This is a genomic window from Chryseotalea sp. WA131a (assembly GCA_025370075.1).
Classification (GTDB): Bacteria; Bacteroidota; Bacteroidia; order Cytophagales; family Cyclobacteriaceae; genus ELB16-189.
On sequence record CP073016.1, the window covers coordinates 920684 to 942306 of the forward strand.

Annotated in this window: 21 protein-coding genes; 13 read left to right on the forward strand and 8 right to left on the reverse strand. The window is 42.0% G+C overall.

Translation table 11 applies throughout. From position 1 onward, the window contains the following. Window positions 1–26: 26 nt before the first annotated feature. A complete protein-coding gene (locus KA713_04265; protein UXE69022.1) occupies window positions 27–1253 on the reverse strand; it encodes an aminotransferase class I/II-fold pyridoxal phosphate-dependent enzyme in 1227 nt (408 codons plus the stop codon). Between the two features lie 150 nt (window positions 1254–1403). On the opposite strand from KA713_04265, the gene KA713_04270 reads away from it, so the two are divergent. From KA713_04270 to KA713_04295, 6 genes are all read left to right on the forward strand, one after another. Continuing rightward, complete coding sequence (locus tag KA713_04270) at window positions 1404–1586, forward strand: hypothetical protein (GenBank protein ID UXE69023.1); 183 nt, start codon at window positions 1404–1406, stop codon at window positions 1584–1586. Then, window positions 1574–1852, forward strand: coding sequence for a type II toxin-antitoxin system RelE/ParE family toxin (locus KA713_04275; GenBank protein UXE67825.1), 279 nt, complete (start codon window positions 1574–1576; stop codon window positions 1850–1852). Before KA713_04270 ends, KA713_04275 begins: the two co-directional genes overlap by 13 nt. Window positions 1853–1882: 30 nt before the next feature. After that, the gene (accC, locus tag KA713_04280) at window positions 1883–3376 is read left to right on the forward strand and encodes an acetyl-CoA carboxylase biotin carboxylase subunit (GenBank protein ID UXE67826.1); all 1494 of its coding nucleotides are present in this window, start codon (window positions 1883–1885) and stop codon (window positions 3374–3376) included. A 3-nt stretch (window positions 3377–3379) separates the two neighbouring features. After that, on the forward strand, window positions 3380–4681 hold the full coding sequence (locus KA713_04285) for a DUF1015 domain-containing protein (protein ID UXE67827.1): 1302 nt from the start codon (window positions 3380–3382) through the stop codon (window positions 4679–4681). A 498-nt stretch (window positions 4682–5179) separates the two neighbouring features. Further along, window positions 5180–6502, forward strand: a complete 1323-nt coding sequence (locus KA713_04290; protein ID UXE67828.1) for an IS1380 family transposase — start codon at window positions 5180–5182, stop codon at window positions 6500–6502. Window positions 6503–6525: 23 nt separating this feature from the next. Beyond that, on the forward strand, window positions 6526–7353 hold the full coding sequence (locus tag KA713_04295; protein ID UXE67829.1) for a DUF3667 domain-containing protein: 828 nt from the start codon (window positions 6526–6528) through the stop codon (window positions 7351–7353). Window position 7354: 1 nt separating this feature from the next. Here KA713_04295 and KA713_04300 read toward each other — a convergent pair whose 3' ends face one another. The 3 genes from KA713_04300 to KA713_04310 form a co-directional block, all read right to left on the reverse strand. Next, window positions 7355–7951 (reverse strand): tetratricopeptide repeat protein, encoded by a 597-nt coding sequence (locus tag KA713_04300; protein UXE67830.1) that lies wholly within the window; start codon window positions 7949–7951, stop codon window positions 7355–7357. An 80-nt stretch (window positions 7952–8031) separates the two neighbouring features. Further along, on the reverse strand, window positions 8032–9567 hold the full coding sequence (locus KA713_04305) for an OmpA family protein (GenBank protein UXE67831.1): 1536 nt from the start codon (window positions 9565–9567) through the stop codon (window positions 8032–8034). A 139-nt stretch (window positions 9568–9706) separates the two neighbouring features. After that, on the reverse strand, window positions 9707–10294 hold the full coding sequence (locus KA713_04310) for a DNA-3-methyladenine glycosylase (protein UXE67832.1): 588 nt from the start codon (window positions 10292–10294) through the stop codon (window positions 9707–9709). A 56-nt stretch (window positions 10295–10350) separates the two neighbouring features. On the opposite strand from KA713_04310, the gene KA713_04315 reads away from it, so the two are divergent. Next, window positions 10351–11199: a DUF2911 domain-containing protein gene (locus KA713_04315; protein ID UXE67833.1), complete on the forward strand. Its 849-nt coding sequence runs from the start codon at window positions 10351–10353 to the stop codon at window positions 11197–11199. A 32-nt stretch (window positions 11200–11231) separates the two neighbouring features. Here the strand turns inward: KA713_04315 and KA713_04320 are convergent, their stop codons facing one another. The 4 genes from KA713_04320 to KA713_04335 form a co-directional block, all read right to left on the reverse strand. Then, the gene (locus KA713_04320) at window positions 11232–12944 is read right to left on the reverse strand and encodes a sodium:solute symporter (protein UXE67834.1); all 1713 of its coding nucleotides are present in this window, start codon (window positions 12942–12944) and stop codon (window positions 11232–11234) included. Window positions 12945–13086: 142 nt separating this feature from the next. Beyond that, window positions 13087–13386 carry a hypothetical protein gene (locus KA713_04325; protein ID UXE67835.1) on the reverse strand — a complete coding sequence of 100 codons (300 nt, stop codon included), beginning with the start codon at window positions 13384–13386 and terminating at the stop codon, window positions 13087–13089. Next, window positions 13383–13610, reverse strand: a complete 228-nt coding sequence (locus KA713_04330; protein UXE67836.1) for a hypothetical protein — start codon at window positions 13608–13610, stop codon at window positions 13383–13385. The genes KA713_04325 and KA713_04330 overlap by 4 nt, the downstream gene beginning before the upstream one ends. Window positions 13611–13655: 45 nt before the next feature. After that, complete coding sequence (locus KA713_04335) at window positions 13656–16190, reverse strand: PIG-L family deacetylase (GenBank protein ID UXE67837.1); 2535 nt, start codon at window positions 16188–16190, stop codon at window positions 13656–13658. A 146-nt stretch (window positions 16191–16336) separates the two neighbouring features. Between KA713_04335 and KA713_04340 the strand changes: the two genes are divergently transcribed. From KA713_04340 to KA713_04365, 6 genes are all read left to right on the forward strand, one after another. Further along, on the forward strand, window positions 16337–17041 hold the full coding sequence (locus KA713_04340) for a CoA transferase subunit A (protein ID UXE67838.1): 705 nt from the start codon (window positions 16337–16339) through the stop codon (window positions 17039–17041). A gap of 23 nt (window positions 17042–17064) precedes the next feature. Further along, window positions 17065–17412: a four helix bundle protein gene (locus KA713_04345; protein UXE67839.1), complete on the forward strand. Its 348-nt coding sequence runs from the start codon at window positions 17065–17067 to the stop codon at window positions 17410–17412. Window positions 17413–17468: 56 nt separating this feature from the next. Further along, window positions 17469–18125 carry a CoA transferase subunit B gene (locus KA713_04350; protein ID UXE67840.1) on the forward strand — a complete coding sequence of 219 codons (657 nt, stop codon included), beginning with the start codon at window positions 17469–17471 and terminating at the stop codon, window positions 18123–18125. A 27-nt stretch (window positions 18126–18152) separates the two neighbouring features. After that, window positions 18153–18341 (forward strand): hypothetical protein, encoded by a 189-nt coding sequence (locus tag KA713_04355; GenBank protein UXE67841.1) that lies wholly within the window; start codon window positions 18153–18155, stop codon window positions 18339–18341. Window positions 18342–18403: 62 nt separating this feature from the next. Further along, window positions 18404–18736: a gliding motility protein GldC gene (gene gldC / locus KA713_04360; GenBank protein ID UXE67842.1), complete on the forward strand. Its 333-nt coding sequence runs from the start codon at window positions 18404–18406 to the stop codon at window positions 18734–18736. 91 nt (window positions 18737–18827) lie between these two features. Further along, on the forward strand, window positions 18828–21617 hold the full coding sequence (locus KA713_04365) for a TonB-dependent receptor (protein ID UXE67843.1): 2790 nt from the start codon (window positions 18828–18830) through the stop codon (window positions 21615–21617). Window positions 21618–21623 lie beyond the last annotated feature (6 nt).

The following is a 21623-nucleotide window of genomic DNA, read 5'->3' on the forward strand; positions in this document are numbered from 1 at the left end:
AAAAACAATCAAAATCAGCGTTTTTTTTAAAATTTGGTCACAGCCACCAACTCTTCTTTACGGTAAAAACCATCGTCAAGCTTTGTTTTCAGGGCAGAAAACGCGTTTAGTGTTCTTTCCACATCTTCCATGGTGTGCACCGCTGTGGGGATGATTCTAAATATGATTACGTCTTTTGGCACTATCGGGTAGATAACCACCGAACAGAAAATACCGTAATTCTCACGCAAATCCATGCTCATGTTGGCAGCCTCACCTACACCACCTTTAAATAAAACTGGGGTGGGTGGCGTTTTGGTTTTGTTGATGGCAAAACCACGGTCTTGTAAACCGGATTTGATGGCTGCCATTATCTTCTTCAAATTTTCTCTGTATTCAGGGTGCTTCTTTAGCAGCTCCAAACGCTTCATACCACCAATCACCAATGGCATCGGCAAGCTCTTTGCATAAATTTGAGAGCGAACTGTGTAGCGAAAGAACTTCAATATTTTCTTGTCGCCTGCCACAAATGCGCCAATACTGGCCATTGATTTGGCAAAGGTGGAGAAGTATAAATCGATTTGGTCTTGCACGCCCTGCTCCTCGCCTACTCCGGCTCCGGTAGCACCCATGGTTCCAAAACCGTGGGCATCGTCTACGAACAAGCGGAAATTGTATTTTTTCTTGAGTTCAACGATGCTCTTCAAATCGCCCATGTTGCCGCTCATACCAAACACACCTTCAGTAATCACTAAAATACCACCGCCTGTTTCGTTGGCAAGTTTGGTAGCGCGTTGCAATTGTTTCTCTAAGTTCTCAATGTTATTGTGGGGATACACAAACCGTTTGCCCATGTGCAAACGAACGCCATCTATAATACATGCATGCGACTCTGAGTCATAGACAATCACATCTTTTCTATCGACCAACGCATCGATTACCGATACCACACCTTGGTAGCCGTAGTTCAACAACATGGCATCTTCTTTTTGCACAAATTCTGCCAACTGTCTTTCAAACTCAAGGTGGTGCTTTGAATTACCAGACATCATGCGGGCACCCATCGGGTAAGCCAAACCATATTCTGCTGTAGAATCGGCATCGGCCTTGCGCACTTCGGGGTGGTTGGCTAAACCGAGATAGTTGTTCAAACTCCAATTCAAAACTTTCTTTCCGTTGAACATCATGTGAGGGCCAATCTCGCCTTCAAGCTTGGGGAAAAAGAAATAATCGTCTGGTAAGTGAGAGTATTTGGCCAATGGGCCATCTTCCATGCGGAGTTTTTCGAATAAATCGGTCATTTTGGTAATATTCGGTTAATAATTCCGCAAAAATAGAAAAATTGGATGGAAGTAGCACATACAAGGATTAAGTGAAAATTTGGGCAAATAGGTTTAAATTTGGAAACAAAATATACTGAATCCATGATAACAAAGACTCAACTTCAGGAATCGCTTGATAAGCTCCCTGAGAAATTCACGTTAGATGAATTAATGGATAAAGTTATACTAATTGATAAGATTGAAAGGGGCAATGAACAATCTGAGCACGGGGATACGCTTTCCGAGGAAGAACTAGATATAGAAATGGCGAAATGGTTCAAGTAAAATGGGCTCAACTGGCAAAAGATGATTTAAAAGAAATCTACTTTTATATAGCTCGTGACTCAGTCAAGTTTGCAAAGATTCAAACTTTGAAAATTCGGGATAAATCGAAAATCCTTGCCAAGCATCCTCTATTCGGAAAACCAGTTCCTGAGTATCGAGACAATCGGTACAGAGAATTGATCGAAGGTCGCTACCGAATAATCTATAAATTGGTTAACGAAACTCGAATCGATATTTTAACATACATCATTCAGCTAAGAATCTAGTTGAAAGAAAAATGGAATAACTTTCATTTTATGACTAAAATCAAAAAACTCCTAGTAGCCAACCGTGGCGAGATTGCCTTGCGGGTGATGCGAAGCGCCAAAGAGATGGGTATCTCCACCGTGGCTGTATATAGTGAAATTGACCGCAATGCCCTGCACGTTCGGTTTGCCGATGAGGCATACTGCATCGGGCCAGCTCCTTCGTCCGAATCGTATTTGCGGATGGAAAAAATAATGGATGTGGCAAAAAAATCTGGAGCGGACGCTATTCATCCCGGCTATGGATTTTTGTCTGAGAACGAAGAATTTGCAGATTTGGTAGCAAACGAGGGATTGATTTTCATCGGCCCTTCGGCAGACTCCATGCGCTTAATGGGCAGTAAGTTGGCCGCCAAGGAAGCGGTGGCAAAATTCAATGTGCCGTTAGTGCCCGGCACCAGCACACCGATAACAGACATTAACGAAGCAAAAGCCATCGCCAAAAAAATTGGCTATCCTATTTTGATCAAAGCCAGTGCAGGTGGCGGTGGCAAAGGGATGCGCGTGGTGGAAAATGAAAACGATTTTCAAAACCAAATGGAGCGTGCCGTAAGTGAAGCTACTTCCGCCTTTGGAGATGGGGCGGTGTTTATTGAAAAGTACATCATGAAACCGCGCCACATTGAGTTTCAAATTTTTGGGGATCAACATGGCAACGTAGTCCATTTATTTGAACGCGAATGCTCCATTCAGCGCAGGCATCAAAAAGTGGTGGAAGAAGCCCCTTCTGCGGTGCTCACACCCGAACTCCGAAAAAAAATGGGTGAAGCTGCGGTAAATGCTGCCAAAGCTGCCAACTATTATAATGCGGGTACCATTGAATTTATCTATGATGAAGATGGAAGTTTTTATTTCTTGGAGATGAATACGCGCCTGCAAGTAGAACATCCGGTAACGGAGATGATTACAGGCTTGGATTTGGTGAAACTGCAAATCAAAATTGCCGAAGGCGAAAAACTTCCTTTCGAACAGAAAGACTTAACTATTAATGGCCATGCCATAGAGTTGCGGGTGTGTGCCGAAGACCCCGCCAATAACTTCTTGCCAGACATTGGCACCCTGGAAACCTACAGACGACCACAAGGCCACGGTGTGCGTGTGGACGATGGCTACGAAGAAGGGATGAAAATCCCCGTGCAATACGACCCATTATTGGCAAAGTTGGTTGTGTCTGCTGAAACGCGTGAACTGGCCATGGACAAAATGATTCGGGCGATTGATGATTATCAAATCAGTGGCCTGGAGACAACACTAGGTTTTGGAAAATTTGTGATGCAGCATTCCGCTTTCCGAAAAGGTGATTTCAACACACGCTTTATTGAACATTACTTCAAACCGGAAATGTTAAAAGGCAAACCGGATGAGGATGAAGAAAAGTTAGCATCCGCTTTGGCAACGATGGTCATGAACCAAACCAAGTCAAAGCAATCCGTCACTTCAACCGCCACCACACCAACCAGCAAGTGGCGCAAAAATCGCGTTTAAGGTATGGCAGAAATTAAACCGATTCGGGCGTGGCGCTATAATTCTTCATTAGTAGGCGAAATCGATGAACTTACCTCTCCCCTCTTTGATGTTGTCTCAGATAAGCAACGAAAAGCACTTTATCAAAATGAGTACAACTCCATCCATCTTTCAGTTCCTCAAGGAAACAATCCTGTTGAATCAGCAGGAAGATTATTGAAAGAATGGAAAGCGAATGGTGTGATTGTACAAGATGCCATTGCCGGAATCTACGTTTACTTTCAATATTTTAAATTAGCAGGAAACCCAAAAGAATATTGCCGCAAGGGTTTCATTTGCCACATCCGCGCCAACGACTGGGAGGAGAATGTGATTCTGCGACACGAGAACACCATACCCAAAGCTGTAAATGATCGCATTGAATTGTTGGAAAAAACAATGTTGCACGCCAGCCCTACGCATGGGCTTTACACCGATACCGATTTTGAACTAGAGCAGTACATGGACGAAGCCATGCGATCGCCCATTTATGAAACCGAAGATTATCAAGGTGTGCGCGATGTGCTGGCCGTGATACACGATGCCAAAATCATCAAGAAGTTTATCCATGTAATTGAAGCAAAAAAAATAATTCTAGCCGATGGTCATCATCGCTATGAAAGTTCGCTGGCTTTGAAGCACAAACTGCAGTTGGAAAATCTAAACCACACGGGCCAAGAAGGGTACAATTTTCACCTGATGTATTTGACCAATACAGAGAATGGTGATTTGCGGATATTGCCTACGCACCGGCTCATAAACGGATTGAGAACCTTCAACCAAGAAGAGGTGGTGAAAAAATTGACTGAAGATTTTGAAATAAAATTGCTCGATGACTCCGATACGGTAAACGAAATCATTCACGGAAAAAAATGGGCTTTCGGAATTTTGTTTAAAGAAACAGCCTACAAAGTCAAATTAAAGCCAGAGGCGATTCATAAACTGAAATGGAACTTCCCTAATGAAATCAAAGAACTTGATTTAACTGTTTTGCACTACTTTATTATTGAAAAGATTTTAGGCATTGCCGGAAAAGACCAGCGCGGCTCCGATAACATTGGGTTTGACCGAAGTTTTTCGGATTGCTTGGCCAAAGTAATCCGCGGAGACGTGCAGATGGCCATTATCACGCAAGAAGTAAGCATTGAAGAAGTGAAAAAGGTGTGCGCCAGTGGATATACCATGCCGCAGAAATCAACCTACTTTTACCCCAAAGTGATTGGTGGATTTTTGTTTAGTTCCATAAAAGAAGATGAATTTTACATTCCCCCTTATTCTCGGTTCTAACGTCATCTGTCGCCAAAAAAATACTTCCAGGGATTTGTGTTGCTGCATAACTTATCATTTTCGGACAAGAACGGAAACCCTACAAATTGTATACATTGGACATTATGTTGACGGCTGTGTTCTTCTCTTATTTCTCCTCACTTTGGATTAGCATTTCAAAATCTTTTTTAAGCGAAGGGTCTCTAGGTCGTTTTGCGTTTAAGTCGTAGTGATTCCCACTTCTGAGAAAATACATACTTCCAGGAGTGCATAAATTCGATTTTTTTGAATTTATGGTTCAAATCGTCACCGTCAGTTTTAGGCCCTAAAACCTTGTAAATCAAGATTTCAAAGAACGCTTTTAATATTTTTACTGGACACTAATGGTTAACAATAAAAGTTTTACAATTGATTTCATCGAGAACATAAAATTCATTGGCAAAGTCTAAATTTGCCCAAAATTTTTAACCCAGATTTTGCAGTAGAATGAAATAGTGACAAGGTGTCTTATATTTGAATATGGAACACCACTATACCGATAAATTAGTAACAGCGTGGGGCGGGATGAAAGAGATGAAAATATTGATTGACCAAACTGGGATCAGCAAGAAGTTGGCCGAGCTTGGTTTGCCTGAGAGCAAGAGTAACAACCGGATAGATGCCGTGGGTATAATAGAGAGTTTTTGGGTGGGCATCTGGATTGGTTGCTTTCGTTTTAGTCACACAGCGGTGGTGCGGGTTGATGAAGTGTTGCGCCAGATATTTGGATGGAAGCGGGTTGCTTCGGGGACCACCTTCGGGCGTTTCTTTAAAAAGTTTACGCCCTCAATGAACCACCAAATTTTCATTGAACTGTACACGTGGTTTTTTGAGCAGATCCAATTCGACAATTACACGTTGGATATGGACAGCAGTGTGATCACCCGTTACGGGGAACAGGAGGGCAGCAAAAAAGGGTACAACCCCAAGAAGCCTGGCCGTGGCAGCCATCATCCCTTGTTTGCTTTTGTCAATGACATACGCATGGTGGCCAATTGCTGGAACCGCAGCGGCAATACAGGGAGCAACAGCAACTGCATCCATTTTTTAGAAGAGACCTTTGCCATCCTCAAAAACAAAACAGTAGGGTTGTTCAGGGCCGATAGTGGGTTTTGTACCGGTACAGTCTTGGATTTCATTGAGCAGAGAAATATCCCCTACGTCATTGCCTGTAAGCTGTATGCCAATTTACAAGCCAGCATTTATGGTATCACCCAATGGAATGCGATAGGCGAAGGCTTATGGGTATCGGAAATAAACTACCAGCAAGGCGGCTGGGGCAAAGCCCGTAGGATTGTGGTCATCAAACAAAGTGAAGAAATCAGGGCCAGGGCAACGGGTAAGAAGCTCAAGACATTATTCAGCAGCGTGGGCATAGCGGACGAAAAAGTGTACCGCAAAAGGTACCATGCCTTTGTCACTAACCAAGCCCTGCCGGCAACAGAAATATGGGAACAATATAAGCGCAGGGGTGATGCCGAAAACAGGATCAAGGAGTTGAAAGAAGATTTCGGTACAGAAGGCTTTTGCATGGATAGTTTTTGTGCTACTGAAACAGCTATGCGCTTTGTGATGGTAGCCTATAATTTGATGAGCCTGTTCCGCCAAATAACCCATCAAAAACAGCCACAGCCCAAGCTTTCCACATTAAGGTTCAACTGCTTTGCAGTTGGAAGTTGGGTGGAGCAGGAAGCCCAAAAATGGGTACTGAAAATGTCCGTCCCACTCAAAAGAAGGCAATGGTATGATGGATTATTCTCAAATGTCCAAAAAATAAACCTGCCACTAAGTCTGACTGGATAGTTCTACTGCAAAATCTGGGTTTAATGACCGACCACACTTCAGAAACCCACACCTGCAAAAGCTGCGGTAACCATTTTATTGGCAATTACTGCAACCAATGTGGTGAGAAAATTTTGCGCCCTGCCGACCGATCGTTTAAAGCATTCCTGAGCAACATCTTAATCGCTATCACCTTTGCGGATAGCAAAATGATAAAGACGCTTTGGCTGGTGTTGAAAAAACCGGGGTTTGTTTCATACGAGTTTGCGAATGGCCGCAGAATAAATTACCTCAAACCAATTTCACTCTTTTTCGTATTGAACTTGATTTATTTTTTCTTTCCAGTGATCCAATTGTTTAACGCCTCACTCAAAACACAGTTAGGCTCACCATTGGGCAAAATACTATATCAAAATATAGTCGCACATAGAGTCTTAGATTTGAAAATGGCAGTGCCGTCTTTTGAATTAATCTATAATTTAAAAACTGCCAGTTTGGCGAAGTTGATAGTGATGGTCTTCGTGGTCATTGCCTCACTACCACTCAACCTATTGTACTGGAAAAAGAACCGCTACTTTACCGACCATGTTGGGTATACGGTAGAGTTAGCATGTTTTAATTTATTTGTGAATGCCATTGTGCTTTCACTCTTCGCAGCATTTTTAGGTGCCGGCAAGTATTTAGACGAAACCGTGCTAACCGTTATTTTTATTTGTACCAATCTCTATTTTGTATTGAGGTCTGGTTATCAGTTCTATGGCGAAAAAGGATGGCGATTGATTTTGAAGTCAATCGTAATGATCCTGTTCTTAAAACTTTCGTTGGAAATTTACCGGGCGATACTCTTTTTTGTTACCCTTTGGTCGTTGTAGCCTAAAGTGACATTTCTAAATTGGCAATTAACTCTGAAGAATGCTTTCGTTCGCTGGCCAAAACCAATCGTTCGAATGATTTCAAAGCTTCAATTGCTAACCTATATTCTCTATTGAGGGCAAGGGTCAACCCCAAATTAAAATAATTATTAGGAAAGGTAGGCTCAATTTCAATGGAGGTCTGGTAATGAATTTTAGCTAACAACAGATTGCCAATTTCGGCATATACATTGGCTAAGTTATAATGCGATTCGTAATGCCTTGGCTCTTCCTTCAGCGAAAGTGTAAAATAGTCAATGGCTTTACTGTAATTTTCATCCTTTGATTCTAAAATGCCCAAATTGCAATATGCATCTGCCGTTGAATCAGACTTATCAATCGCTTTCAGGTACAGTTCCTTTGCATTTTTGTCATGATGCTCATCCAGCCAAAGAGCCTCTTCAAAAACCGAAAGTTGATGGAGGCTAACCACTTTGCCACCTTCAAACAAATTGAGTTGGCCAGGTTTGCCCTGCTGGGTAAGCCGCGTTTTGCGAACGGGCTTAAAACCAAATTTCTCAGGATTGTATTGGTTTGGAAAAGCAATTACTTTGGCCATGCAGCAAAGATAATTAGAATGGTTAGTATTCCGTTAACCTGACCTGTTCTTCTAAAAATCTTATCTTTTACAATCATTTGCTAATTCTTGGTAATCAAAAAATCAACCCGTCTATTCATTTTACGCGCTTCTTCACTATCGCTAGATGCAATCGGCCGTGAGCCGCCAAACCCTTTTCCTTTTATGCGCTTGGATGGAATACCCTTACTAACCAAATACGATTTTATTTTCTCTACTCGTTGTTGCGAAAGCACCACGTTCTTTTTAGCGTCTCCCCTATTGTCGGTATGGCCTTCTAGCTCAATTTCAACTTTTGGGTTTATTTTCATAAAATCAACCACGGCATCCAATTCGGCAAATGATTCTTCGAGCAACGCTGTGGTGCCCATATAAAACAAAACGCTTTTCAAATTCACGAGCGCCCCTACCTCAATGGGTTGAAGGGAAAAACTCATCTCCAACGCGTTTAGCTCAATGGTTTTTAAATCCAAACGCTCTACCACATTTACATACCCCTTCAATTCAATCTCAATGGTATAAGCTTTGGTAGAAGGAATGCTCACTTTGTACTGACCGTTGGCAGATGCTAAAATTGAAAAGGAAGAATCAGAACGAAACTTCAATGCTGCTGGAATGCCCACTTTTGTTTTGGCATTTGTTACCTTACCAAAAAGTAGAATGGCGTTGGTAGTGTTTCTTGAATAATCCTTTTCTCTGATTTTTAAAAGCGTATCAATCTTAGGTTTCGCCTCAAACACAGAATCGGCCAATACTTTTATCACGCCATATCGATTGCTGTCGTGGGTAGAAGTAAACAATGAATAACCCTTCTCTTCGTACTTTCTAAAGTACAATTCACGCGATTCTGAATTTACTTGCTCACCAAGCCCAATAGGCGTTGACCATTTTTCCCAGCTTTCGTCCAATCGATTCGATACAAACAAATCGAAACTACCCAACCCACCACGACCGTTGCTGGCAAAATACAAGGTGCGACTATCATCACTCAATGTCGGTGTCATCTCTTGAAATGGTGTGTTGATGTTCTTTCCAAGGTTCAGCGGCTCCGACCATTTGTTATTTTTTTTAAACGAAACATAAATATCCTCTCCTCCTAAAGTGTTGTACGATTCTGCCGAGAACACGAAAATATTGGCAGAGCGATTGATGAACCCACTGCTATTTGGAGAGCGATTTAAAAAATAGGGGATGGAAATATTTTGAGGTACGCTCCAGTCATTTTCATTTTTTTGAGAGACCGAAATTCCTTGAGTCGTTACAACGCCTTTTGCATAATGCCCCCACAAATACAAATCGCCCACATCGCTAAAGCCAACCACGGCATTGTAGTTTTCGTTGTTGATGGCACTTCCACCATGAATAGGTTTTTGCCATTGGCCATTTAAAAAAATCGAAACCCAGATATCACCCAAATCATTTTTGCCCCCTACGTTTTGCGGGTGCTTGGCAATGGTAAAATACAATGCTTTGCCATCGGGGCTAAGTACAGGATTCTGTTCATCATATGGTGAATTGATGTTGAGCAACGATGGAGCTTGCGCCCAACTCGCAAGCGAAATCCAAAAAAAAGAAAGCGCAAAAAAAATATTTCTCATTAAAAAAAAAAGAAGTTAGAATGTAGGAGATAGGAGTTAGTATTTAGGAGGCAGAATACTGAACACCAACCTACCTCTTACCAATTACCACTCATCCCTTACTAATTAAAACCATTGCCTAGTACCTAATACCCAAAACTTAACGCCCACTCACCCACTCGCTTCCCTTCAGCGTAAACCTCCAAGGCAACTTCGCATCTTCACCTGCATAATCAATGCCAATACGTGGCGAGGCCAAAATGCTTTTTGCCAGCACGCGTGATGAACCTTCTTCAATCCAAATTTCATGATTCTGCAAAAATAACCCATTATGGTTTCGGTCAATGCCCAACGCCTTCGTTAGTTTCCCAGGACCACTTGTGATTTTATTCAGGGATTTTGTTTTCATCCTTTCTTGCATAACGCTTTGCCCGACCAACGGCTCCAATGCCCGAATCAAGACCGCATCCGCTTTGTCTTTTTGGTTGGTGACTACATTGAACAAATGGTGGATGCCATAACAGAGGTAAACGTAAGTTACGCCACCCTCTTCAAACATTACTTTGTTTCGTGGCGTCATGCCTTTGAAAGCATGGCAGCCGCGTTCTTTGTAAGAGTATGCCTCCGTTTCTACTATAATCCCACTCGTTAACTTATTGTTAACGTTGGTTACCAGCACTTTACCAATCAGTTCTTTGGCAATGGTGGTCACATTTTGCCGTTGGTAAAAGGAGTTGGGCAGTTTCACGCGTGGGTAATGTAATTCTTATAAATTTGCGCCTCAAATTAACCAGACAAACTCATATGAAAAACATTTTAGCAATTGCATTGATAGTGGTTGGCCTTGTTGCCCAAGCTCAAGTGCAAACCCCACAGCCTAGCCCTGCGGCATCGGTTTCTACGAATGTAGGATTGACCGACATCAAAATCGACTACTCACGACCAAGTGCCAAAGGCAGAAAGATTTTTGGCACTGAGCCAACCGCTGTAGTTCCGTTTGGAGCCATCTGGAGAACCGGTGCCAACAACGGAACAAAAATCTCCTTCAGCGAAAATGTGAAAGTTGAAGGCATTGAAGTTGCCAAAGGAGAATACCTAATCTTTTCATGGCCTGGTGCTAGCGAATGGACAATCTCATTGTACAAAGACATTAAGTTAGGAGGAAACACAGGCGGTTACGACAAGACACAAGAGGCAGCCAACTTTAAAGTGAAAAATGAAAAATTGACCGAGCGCGTAGAGACATTGACTTTTGAAATTAGCGACATCGCAGCCGATAGCAAAACGGCCAAAGTACAATTAGCGTGGGAAAACACGTCTGTAAAATTCACCGTTGGTGTAGACTACGATGCCAAAGTGATGAAGTCGATTGAGGCAAGCACGAAAGTAAACCCTAACAACTACTTTCAAGCGGCTGTTTACTATTTAGAAAACGGAAAGGATTTAAAGCAAGCAAACGAGTGGATCAACAAAGCCGTAGAAGCGAATCCTACCGCATTTTGGATTTTATATCAAAAAGCTAGAATCTTAACGAAGCTTGGAGATAAGGCTGGTGCATTGGCGTCCTCAAAACTATCATGGGAAGAAGCTAAAAAAGCTAACAACCGTGACTATCAAATGATGAACGAAGATCTTCAAAAAGGTTTGAAGTAATCCAAATTTACTTCCTATCGAAAAGGCAGGGTTTATGACTCTGCCTTTTTTATTGTCTCGGATTTCCAAAACAATTGAATAAAAATTGCGATTGCAATAACCACCGCACAACCGATAATGTTGTAGTACAGAAAGGCAATCTGCTCATAAAACAAAAAGTAGCAAGTTAATACAACCCCCTCGCCTATCAGGGCAGCTATGAATACCGCATTACTGCCAACCTTTTTCAAATAAAAGGCTACCAAAAAAATCCCTAAAATAGTTCCATAAAAAAGCGAACCTACTATATTCACATACTGAATTAGATTTTCGGCAAAGTTGGCCAATGCAGCAAATACCATAGCAATCAACGCCCACATAATGGTAAATGACTTGGATGCATTCAGGTAGTGTTTTTCCGAGCCATTCTTCATAACTGAACGCTTATAAATATCCACTGTGGTGGTAGAGGCCAATGCGTTTAGCTCAGATGCCATGCTCGACATCGCTGCTGAAAACATAACGGCCAACAACAACCCAATTAACCCGTGAGGCAGATAGTTCAATACAAAATTGAGAAAAATATAATCACGGTCTTGTGTTTTGGCCAGCGGCACAGCCGATGCAATAGTTGACTTTACTTCTTTGCGGATGGCATTTTCTTTTTCTTGAATTTCGTAATAATTGGCTTTGGATGATTTCTTTAATAAAGCATCTTCCGTTTGAATTCCTTTCAATAAACCATCCACTGCTTCTCGTTTCAATTGATACAAACCATCGTAGTGATTTTCAAGCAAACGAATAGAATCTGCCTGAGCGGTTTGCATGGCTTGTTGACGCAGTGTCTGGTTATGAAAAATAGGTGGCTGCACAAAAAGGTAAAAGACAAACACCAACACCCCAATAAATAAAATGATAAACTGCATGGGGATTTTCAACAGTCCGTTAAAAATCAAACCCATTCGGCTTTCACGAATGGATTTACCTCCTAGGTAGCGCCCCACTTGAGATTGGTCGGTGCCGAAGTAGGATAAAAACAAAAAAGTAGAAGCAATTAATCCGGACCAAATATTGAAGCGGTCGTTCCAGCTAAAGTTTGTTGTAACAATATTTAATTTTCCCAACTCACCTGCCAACTGAATGGTATCACCAAACGAAACATGGCTCGGTAACAAACGATAGGCGATCACTCCTGCCAGCAACATCCCTCCCATTATCACGGTCATTTGTTGGCGTTGTGTCAAACTCACTGCTTTGGTTCCTCCCGATACGGTGTAAACGATAACCAAAATTCCGATCAAAAAAGTGGTAATGAAAATATTCCAACCTAAAATAGTAGACAGCACCAAAGATGGCGCAAACAATGTGATGCCCGCAGAAAGTCCGCGCAAAATCAAAAACAAGATGGCAGCCAAGGTCCGCGTCTTTAAATCGAAACGCGTTTCTAAATATTCGTAAGCTGTGTATACTTTCAGTCGATAGTAAATGGGCACCATGGTGACGGCAATGATGACCATGGCCAGCGGCAATCCAAAATAAAATTGAATGAACCGCATGCCGTCTTCAATGGCTTGGCCGGGTGTGGAAAGAAAAGTGATGGCACTTGCTTGTGTGGCCATAATGGAAACGCCCATCATCCACCACTTCATGGTGTTATCGCCTTTCAAATAACCATCAATATTTTTTGCGCCACGGGTTTTCCAGGTTCCGTACAGAACAATGGAAGCAATGGTACCAAAGAGAATTAACCAATCGAGCCAGTTCAAGTTAGGTGTGAGATTTGGGATTTAAGAGTCTATCGAAAAAATTGTGTTATAAATGAATAGAATATGACTTGCAAAACCATTGCTCCTAGCACCAGCCAATACCAGGTGCTCCAAGATTTGAAGAGAGGTGGTTTTTCTTCCATTAAGATAATAATTTACCTGGGTCACGATACGTATTCCAAAATGTAAGCAGATCCACCTGCCTTTCATTCACAATCATAAAATATAGAATGATTCTTTTGTTAACGATACACTTATGAATCTTTTCGGACAGGCGGTGCAAAGGAAATACTGAAGGATTTGCTGAAACCAATTCGAGTACTTCGTCTACTCTATCTAAAAAATCATTTACAACTTGGTTACCCCAATCGTTAGCCAAATACTCAAGGTTTTGATTGAAGGTCTTTGTGGCTTCTTCAGTCCAATAAAGGGTGTAACTCACAACTTATACTTATCCCGAAACTCTTTCATTGCTACGTTGTGGGGCCTTACTTTCCCTAACCTTGACTCGTTCAACCCCCGTTCAATAGATTGCTCCAATGCTTCATTTTCTTGTTGTCTTGTTAACCCAAAGTCCAACAGATTCTTAATAGCTCGAATCAAAGCAAGGTCATTCACTTTTTCAACCCTCTCTAATATATCCGCTTTTTCAGATGCTATGTTCATAAGATTCTATTTCGTAATAAAGCTACAATTTTTATTTGCAAAAAATCATTTGTACTTAACCTTACTTTTTGACTTTATTTTGCTTTCCTCTAACCTTGGCTTCTTCAACGAAACCAAATTTGCAAACAACTTGTAAGCCCCCGCCACGCCTTCGGGCAACTCGCGGAAGAAAGACAACCCTGTGTAAACATAATAGCCCTCTCCATATTGTGCTACCAACAAACTGCCGTTTCGTGCTGGCTCATTGGCATCGTTCATGGATAAAATGGCATCAAATTTTTCATCCCACACATTTGGAAAATACAAGCCACGCTCTTGCACCCAACCTTCAAAATCAGCGGTCGTAATCTTGTTGGGCGTGTTTAGGACAGGGTGTTCTGGTTTTAATATTCGCACCTCACTGTTTTCTTCCGTTACGCGGTCGCGCGAAAGCGTGAGTGGGTAGGGCGAAATTTTATCTTTATCGATTTCCAAATCGTTGCTGGTATTGTATTGAATAATCATGGTGCCTCCTTCCTTGACATAGTTTAGCAAATCGGGCATGATGTACCGGATGCGCTCGTTTGTATTCAATGCACGAATGCCCAGCACTATGGCATCTACTTTTTTGAGATTGGTGGCCGTGATTTCTTCGTTTTTCATTTCCCAAACTTCGTAACCCATGTTGCGCAAGCTAGAAGGCACATCATCGCCAGCACCACGTATGTAGCCAATCGTGTTGCCATCTTTATTCAGATTTACTTTTAACAATTCCTCTTCGGCCTTTGGCAAAAGTGTTTGTGTTGGGATATGGTCGTACTGAATGGTCTGCAATGAATAATCGTACTTCTTTCCGTTCACTTCAGCGATGGCTTTAATGGTTGATTTAATTTCGTCTTTGCCCGGATAAATCATGAAGCGAATGGTTTTCTCTTCACCGCGTTTCTTTAACTCAAATGAACTTACCAAAGGCTCTGCAAGCCAACCCGAAGGCAACTCCAAGAATAGATTTCCGGCCATTACATCTGAAGAAGATGATTTTAACAAAACACTTACCGTTTGTGGTTGCTCATTAGTAAAAAGATAAACAGGCTTATCTAAATTGACCAACACGGGCGGAACAATTTCAAATGGGCGAGATAACTCTCCTTTTACAGGATCCGTCCACTTATAAACTAACGGAGCTGTAACCACTAAATTCTCATCGTGCACTTTAAAGGTAAAGTCGAAAGTGGTCGAAGGGTCATTCTCTGGTTTGCCAATCAAGTTTTTATCCGCAAACGAAAACAATCCAAGCGAGTGTTTCTCTTTCAACCAGTAAGGCCCTGAGTAGGTGGCATTGTCTGACAACTTCCGTTTTGATTTAAAGTTAAGCGGTAGATTATTTTTTAATGAAGTAGTGAGCGTGCTATCCCAATTTACCGATGCTGAATGAATGGATTCCAAACTAATATTGGCAGCAGAACGGTTAATTATTTCAAAAGTTGCCGTCACTGGTTGCCCAGGAGAAACATAAAAATTATCGGCCCCTACTTCCACAAATAAGCCTGCGCAATCTTGCAACAACTGATTCACTTCGTTCAACTTGCGGTCGCGCCAAGCGGAAGGACCAAGTGTAGAAATAGATTTACGAATCGTCAATAAAGAAGGAATCGAACCAGCAGGATTTTCTTCTTTGTATTCGGTTAACAACTTATCAATCAGAGCAGGTATTTTTTCAGCTCCTTTAATTTTTGACCATGTTGTATTCACACCGTCAAAAACATCGTTGATATGGCGTTCCCCTTTTACGTATTCAAAAAACTCCAGTGCATCTCCCCTTCTTCCGGGCGAGCCAAAGCCTTGGCTCTTGTGCTGCGTGCGGCTTTCGGCAGCTATTTCAGAGTACGACTTGCCCAGCAAGGTGTTATAGGTGCCAACATTCATCGTTAAGATGCCAGGGGTTTTTTCGTTGATGGTTTGGTTCCACCAGCGCCCTGTGTTGGTGTACAATCGCTTGACTTGCCACGTGCCAAACTGTTTTACTTGTTCAGGAAATTGATTGGGGTCATTAGTGATATCCACCGCTTCCTGTGCCAAGATAGCCGAGGCAGTGTGGTGTCCATGACCTGCACGTTCATCCGGGGGAAAGCGCGTGAGTATAACATCCGGTTGAAATTGACGAATAACTTTTACAACATCCGAAAGTATTTCTTGCTTGTTCCAAATTTCAAAAGTCTCTTTGGCTGTTTTTGAAAATCCAAAGTCGTTGGCACGCGTAAAAAATTGTTCGCCTCCATCAATCCTTCTGGCAGCCATTAACTCTTGGGTCCGAATCAATCCGAGCAAATCCCGTATCTCGGGCCCAATTAAATTTTGGCCGCCATCGCCACGCGTCATGGAGAGGTATGCGGTGGCGGCTAGTTTATCGTTTGCCAAGTAGGCAATGGCACGGGTGTTTTCATCATCAGGATGGGCGGCTACATAAAGTACCGAACCAAGAAAATTCAGCTTTTTCATTTTTAGGCGGATTTCGGATCCGCTGGGTTGTTTTCTAGACTGAGAAAATCCAATCTGAGCGAAGCTGAAAATGATGAATAACCAAGTGATTTTTGTACGCATAAATAAAATTCAAAGTGCGGAAAGATAAGACGAATGAACGACTGAATGTTAAATAAGTTGTTAAACGCAACGAGGAATTTTCAAACGGTGACTTCGTTCTTGTCGGTTGCCTTTTTAGTCTGATATTTGTACGAAAAAACAAAGCAATGATTGACAAACAAGTAAAAGATGCCGAAACAGCGGTGCACGACATCCCCAACAATGCCACGCTTATGTTGGGTGGATTTGGCCTATGTGGGATACCTGAAAATTGTATTGCCGCGTTACTAAAAAAAGGTGTGAAAGGATTAACCTGCATCTCCAACAATGCAGGTGTCGATGATTTTGGGATTGGCTTATTGTTAAAAACACGACAGGTAAAAAAAATGATTTCGTCTTATGTAGGCGAGAATGCGGAGTTTGAGCGACAGTTATTATCTGGTGAACTGGAAGTTGAATTGATTCCACAAGGCACATTGGCCGAGCGCGTGCGGGCTGGCGGTGCTGGTATTCCTGCTTTCTTTACACCGGCCGGAGTAGGAACGGAGGTAGCTGAAGGAAAAGAGATTCGCGTGTTTGATGGCAAAACTTATTTGATGGAAAATTGGCTGAAGGCTGATTTTGCAATTGTAAAAGCGTGGAAAGGCGACACGTCTGGGAATTTGATTTACAAAGGCACCGCCCGAAACTTTAACCCAATGATGGCCACCGCTGGAAAAATTACCATTGCGGAAGTAGAAGAAATGTTGCCCGTAGGCGCACTCGACCCCAACGAAATTCACACACCGGGTATTTTTGTGCATCGGATTTTTCAAGGTAATAATTATGAGAAGAGGATTGAGCAGAGAACTATTTCTAATTTGAAAATTTGAAAATTCGTTAATTTGAAAATGATATGAGAGATGATAAAGAGAATGTAATCATTGATTTGACTTTCAAGTTTTCATTATCAATCATTGACTATTGCGAAAAGTTAGAGTCTCAACGAAAGTATGTTTTGGCTAGACAACTATTAAAATCTGGCACCTCCATTGGTGCTAACTCTAGAGAAGCCCAGAATGCAGAAAGCAAAAATGACTTTATTCATAAATTTAAAATTGCTGCAAAAGAAGCTGACGAAACTGAATACTGGTTGGAACTTTGTAAATCTTCTCGGCATTATCCTGACCCTTCTGAATTAATACCTGATTTAAAAGTCATCATCAAGATAATCTCTAAAATAATAGGTTCATCTAAAGGTTAAGTAAGTGGTCATCATTTTCAAATTTTCAAATTGACTCATTTTCAAATTAAAAAAGTATGCTGGATAAGGTCGGAATTGCAAAACGCATCGCGCAAGAAGTAAAAGACGGTATGTACATCAACTTAGGCATTGGCATCCCTACTTTGGTGGCGAATTACATTCCAAAAAACATCAATGTGGTGCTTCAATCAGAAAACGGGTTGCTTGGCATTGGCCCCTTTCCAATGGAAGGCAATGTAGACCCCGACTTAATCAATGCCGGTAAACAGACTATTACTATGATGCCAGGCTCAGCGTTGTTCAGCTCCGCAGATAGTTTTGGAATGATACGAGGCGGGAAAGTAAACTTGACAATTTTAGGGGCAATGGAAGTATCTGAAAACGGAGACATTGCCAATTGGAAAGTGCCCGGCAAAATGGTAAAAGGCATGGGCGGTGCTATGGACTTAGTAGCCTCGGCCGAAAATATTATCGTGGCCATGCAACATTGCAGCAAAGAGGGTGCTTCCAAACTTTTAAAGAAATGCTCATTGCCCATCACGGGGTTAGGCTGTGTAAAAAAAATCGTGAGCGACCTAGCGGTATTGGATGTTTTGCCAACCGGTGGCTTTCAATTATTGGAGCGCGCACCAGGGGTATCTGTGGAGCAAATCAAAAATGCCACGGAAGGCAGACTGTTTATTGATGGTGAAATTCCTGAAATGGTATTGTGATGATTTGCTTAATTTGCGCCTACTAAGATGAAAATAATTAAAACTAATTTTGAAGACGACCAGCTAGGTGAAAATGAGGAAGCTTGGCTTAGGCTTACTGGAGAGCAACGCTTAGAACTAATGATGAAACAAAGAGAACTTACCCAAAAAAAAGGAGTGAATTATTCTTACAAAGGACAGAAAGTTACCGTCCAACGAGGTGAACCGCTACAATAAAAGTTTCAATCAGTCCGCTTCATTTTCAAATCAACGAATTTTCAAATTTTCAAACTAACTGAATGAAACAATCTGAAATCAATTTTAAAGTTCAACTCGATAGCAACAACGTGCCCGACAAAATTCTATGGGAAGCCACCGAAAAACCAGACCCAGGGCTTACGGAAACAAAATCCATCAGCATTTCCTTGTGGGACCATACCCAAAAAAATACCCTCCGTATTGACTTGTGGACCAAAGACATGCCCGTGGACGAGATGAAACGGTTCTACATAGACTGCCTGGGGGGACTAGGCCAAAGCGTACTTACTTCCACTGGCGATGAGCATATGTCCAGTGAAATCAATGCTCTTTGCGAGCGGCTGGCCAAGCATCTAAGTTCTCAAAAAGGTTAAAAAAACTGACTTTATCGAAAAAAAGTTGATCAACAATCGTTTGTGTTTGTAGTTTTTCTCGTAGTTTTAACAATTAAACAACGTAAACTTTATGACTAAACTCTACTTTAAAACCGTTGTGCCGCTGATTCTCATGCTGATAGGCACAGCAAATCTACTTGCCCAATCCACTATTTCGGGCACGGTAACCGATGGTGGCACCAAAGAAATCCTAGCCGGGGTGAATATTGTGGTGAAAGGCAAAGTGATCGGTACGATCTCCAACTCAAATGGGGAGTATAGCTTGAAAGTAAATCAAGAGCCTCCTTTCACACTCGTTTTTTCTTTTATTGGTTTCCGCAGTCAAGAAATCGAAATAAAAGACGCTAACACAACTGGCTTGAATGTTACTTTAGAAGAGGAGACTCTTCTAGGCCAAGAAGTTGTGGTTGCGGCATCTAGGGTTGAAGAAAGCATTCTAAAATCTCCAGTTACAATTGAAAAAATGGACATTTTAGCAATCAAGCAATCTGCAGCACCCGATTTTTATGACGCATTGGCCAATGTAAAAGGGGTGCAAACAGCTTCCGGTAGTTTAAACTTTACAGCTATCAATACCCGGGGTTTTGCATCTATTGCCAATACGCGTTTTGTGCAATGGGTAGACGGTATGGATACACAAGCACCTCTTCTTAACTTTCCAACTGGAAGCATCATGGGAGTTGGCGAATTGGATGCGGAAAGCATGGAATTAATACCAGGTGCGGCATCGGCACTTTATGGTCCAAATGCTTTTAATGGGATTTTAATAATGAACAGCAAAAGTCCTTTTGACTATCAGGGGTTGAGCGCACAAGTTAAAGCTGGCGTTACAAGTTCCACTGCCGCTGGTACCGATCCAATGACTCAATACAGCGTTCGGTATGCGAAAGCCTTCAATAACAAGTTTGCGTTTAAAGTGGGTGCATCTCTTTTGCAAGCAAAGGACTGGCTAGGAAATGATTATAGAACAGACAGGATGAACACAGCGTCTACAGTAGACCTAAGCGGCAAGTCGAATTTTGATGGGCTTAACCTTTACGGTGATGAAAATCAAATTAATTTAGCAGCGCTTGCGCTTCTGCCAAATTTGCCAACCGTCACACGTACCGGATTCCGAGAACAGGATCTAGTTGACAATCGGGATGCTAAAACTCTTAAGTTGGATGGTTCTTTACACTATAGGATTACCGACAAAATTGAAGTTTCTTATACCTATCGCTACGGAGGAGGAAGTTCGATCTACCAAGGGGCTGAAAAGTATGCGTTGCGCGATTTCAATCAACAATTCCATAAAATTGAATTTAAAGGAGACAATTTCTTTTTACGCGGTTATCAATCAGCTACGGATGCAGGAAAGTCTTATAACCTCACCGCTCTTGGTACCTTCATGAATGAAACGTACAGCCCAACTAGAACAGAATGGGTTCCTTCTTTCATCTCTGCTTTTCAGGGATCAGTACCAGGAGTTCCTGCAGCAGACGTGAATGAGGCACGCGCCTTTGCCGATAGAAATAGGCCAACCCCCGGAACTCCAGAGTTTACTAACCTAGTAGACCTTGTCAAAGCTAACTTCTTCCAAAAAACACCAACTGGCACTTTTCCAGGCGTTCAGGATGGAATAGCTCGTATTGCAGGAGGTGGTGGCTCATTTTTTGATAACTCAAAATTGAACCACATCGAGGGTAATTATAAATTCTTTAACCAAATCAAATGGGCCGAAATACAGATAGGAGGTAATTTCCGCCAATACGACTTGTTTTCTAATGGCACGATCTTCAATGAAGCACCCGCTGACGGTGTAAATTTTTCTAGAGTGGTAATCAACGAGTTCGGTGGATATGCTCAAATAGCTAAGACTTTTGCTGAGAAATTGAAAATAACTGGCTCGCTGCGCTATGATAAAAATGAGAACTTTAACGGCCAGTTGTCGCCACGTTTGTCAGCTGTTTACGAGCTTGATAAAAACAACAATCTACGCGCATCTTTCCAAACCGGGTTTAGAAACCCTGATACGCAAGCACAGTTTATTTTCTTCCCAACGGCTGGGCCTACACTTCTTGGTAGTGCCGAGAAAAATGCAGGAAGATATGGAGTGCATAATGGTGGGTCGTGGACTCAAAGTTCCTATGCTGCATATATCGCCTCTGGTGGATCAATAGCCACAGGTGCCCCAGTTGGAGGCAACACAAGTTTATTGGTGGAAGCAAATGTTCCGTATGTTCAACCTGAACAACTTCGTTCATTTGAATTGGGTTATAAAGGACTTGCATTCTCCAAACTATTGATCGATTTGAATGGATACTATACCTCCTATACTAATTTCTTGGGATCGCAAATTGTTGCTGCTAAATTGCCAACTACCCATCAGGGCGTAGTATCTGCTCCAGGTAGGCTCTTCTCTCTCTACAACAATTCACCACAGGAAATTAAATCTTATGGCGTTGGTCTTGGATTAACTTATAGCCTTCCCAAAAATTTTATTGTGAATGGAAATTACAACTGGGCAGATCTTGACGCAGAAGAAACAGCTGAGTTCAATGCCGGTTTCAATACACCAAACAACCGCTTTAGTGTTGGAATTGGCAACCGGAAAGTGGCAAAGAATTTAGGCTTCAACGTAAATTACAGATGGCAGGAGGATTTCATTTGGGTATCCTCGTTCGGAAACAACTTGCCTGCTGTGATTCCTTCGTTTGGCGTTTTAGATGCCCAGTTGAACTACAAAGTTTCGGCAATCAAATCGATGATAAAAGTGGGAGCGACAAACTTAGGAGGAGGCGACTACCGAACCAATTTGGGTTCTCCTTTTGTGGGGCAACAGTACTACATCTCTATTACGTTTGATGAATTCTTAAATTAATCCCCG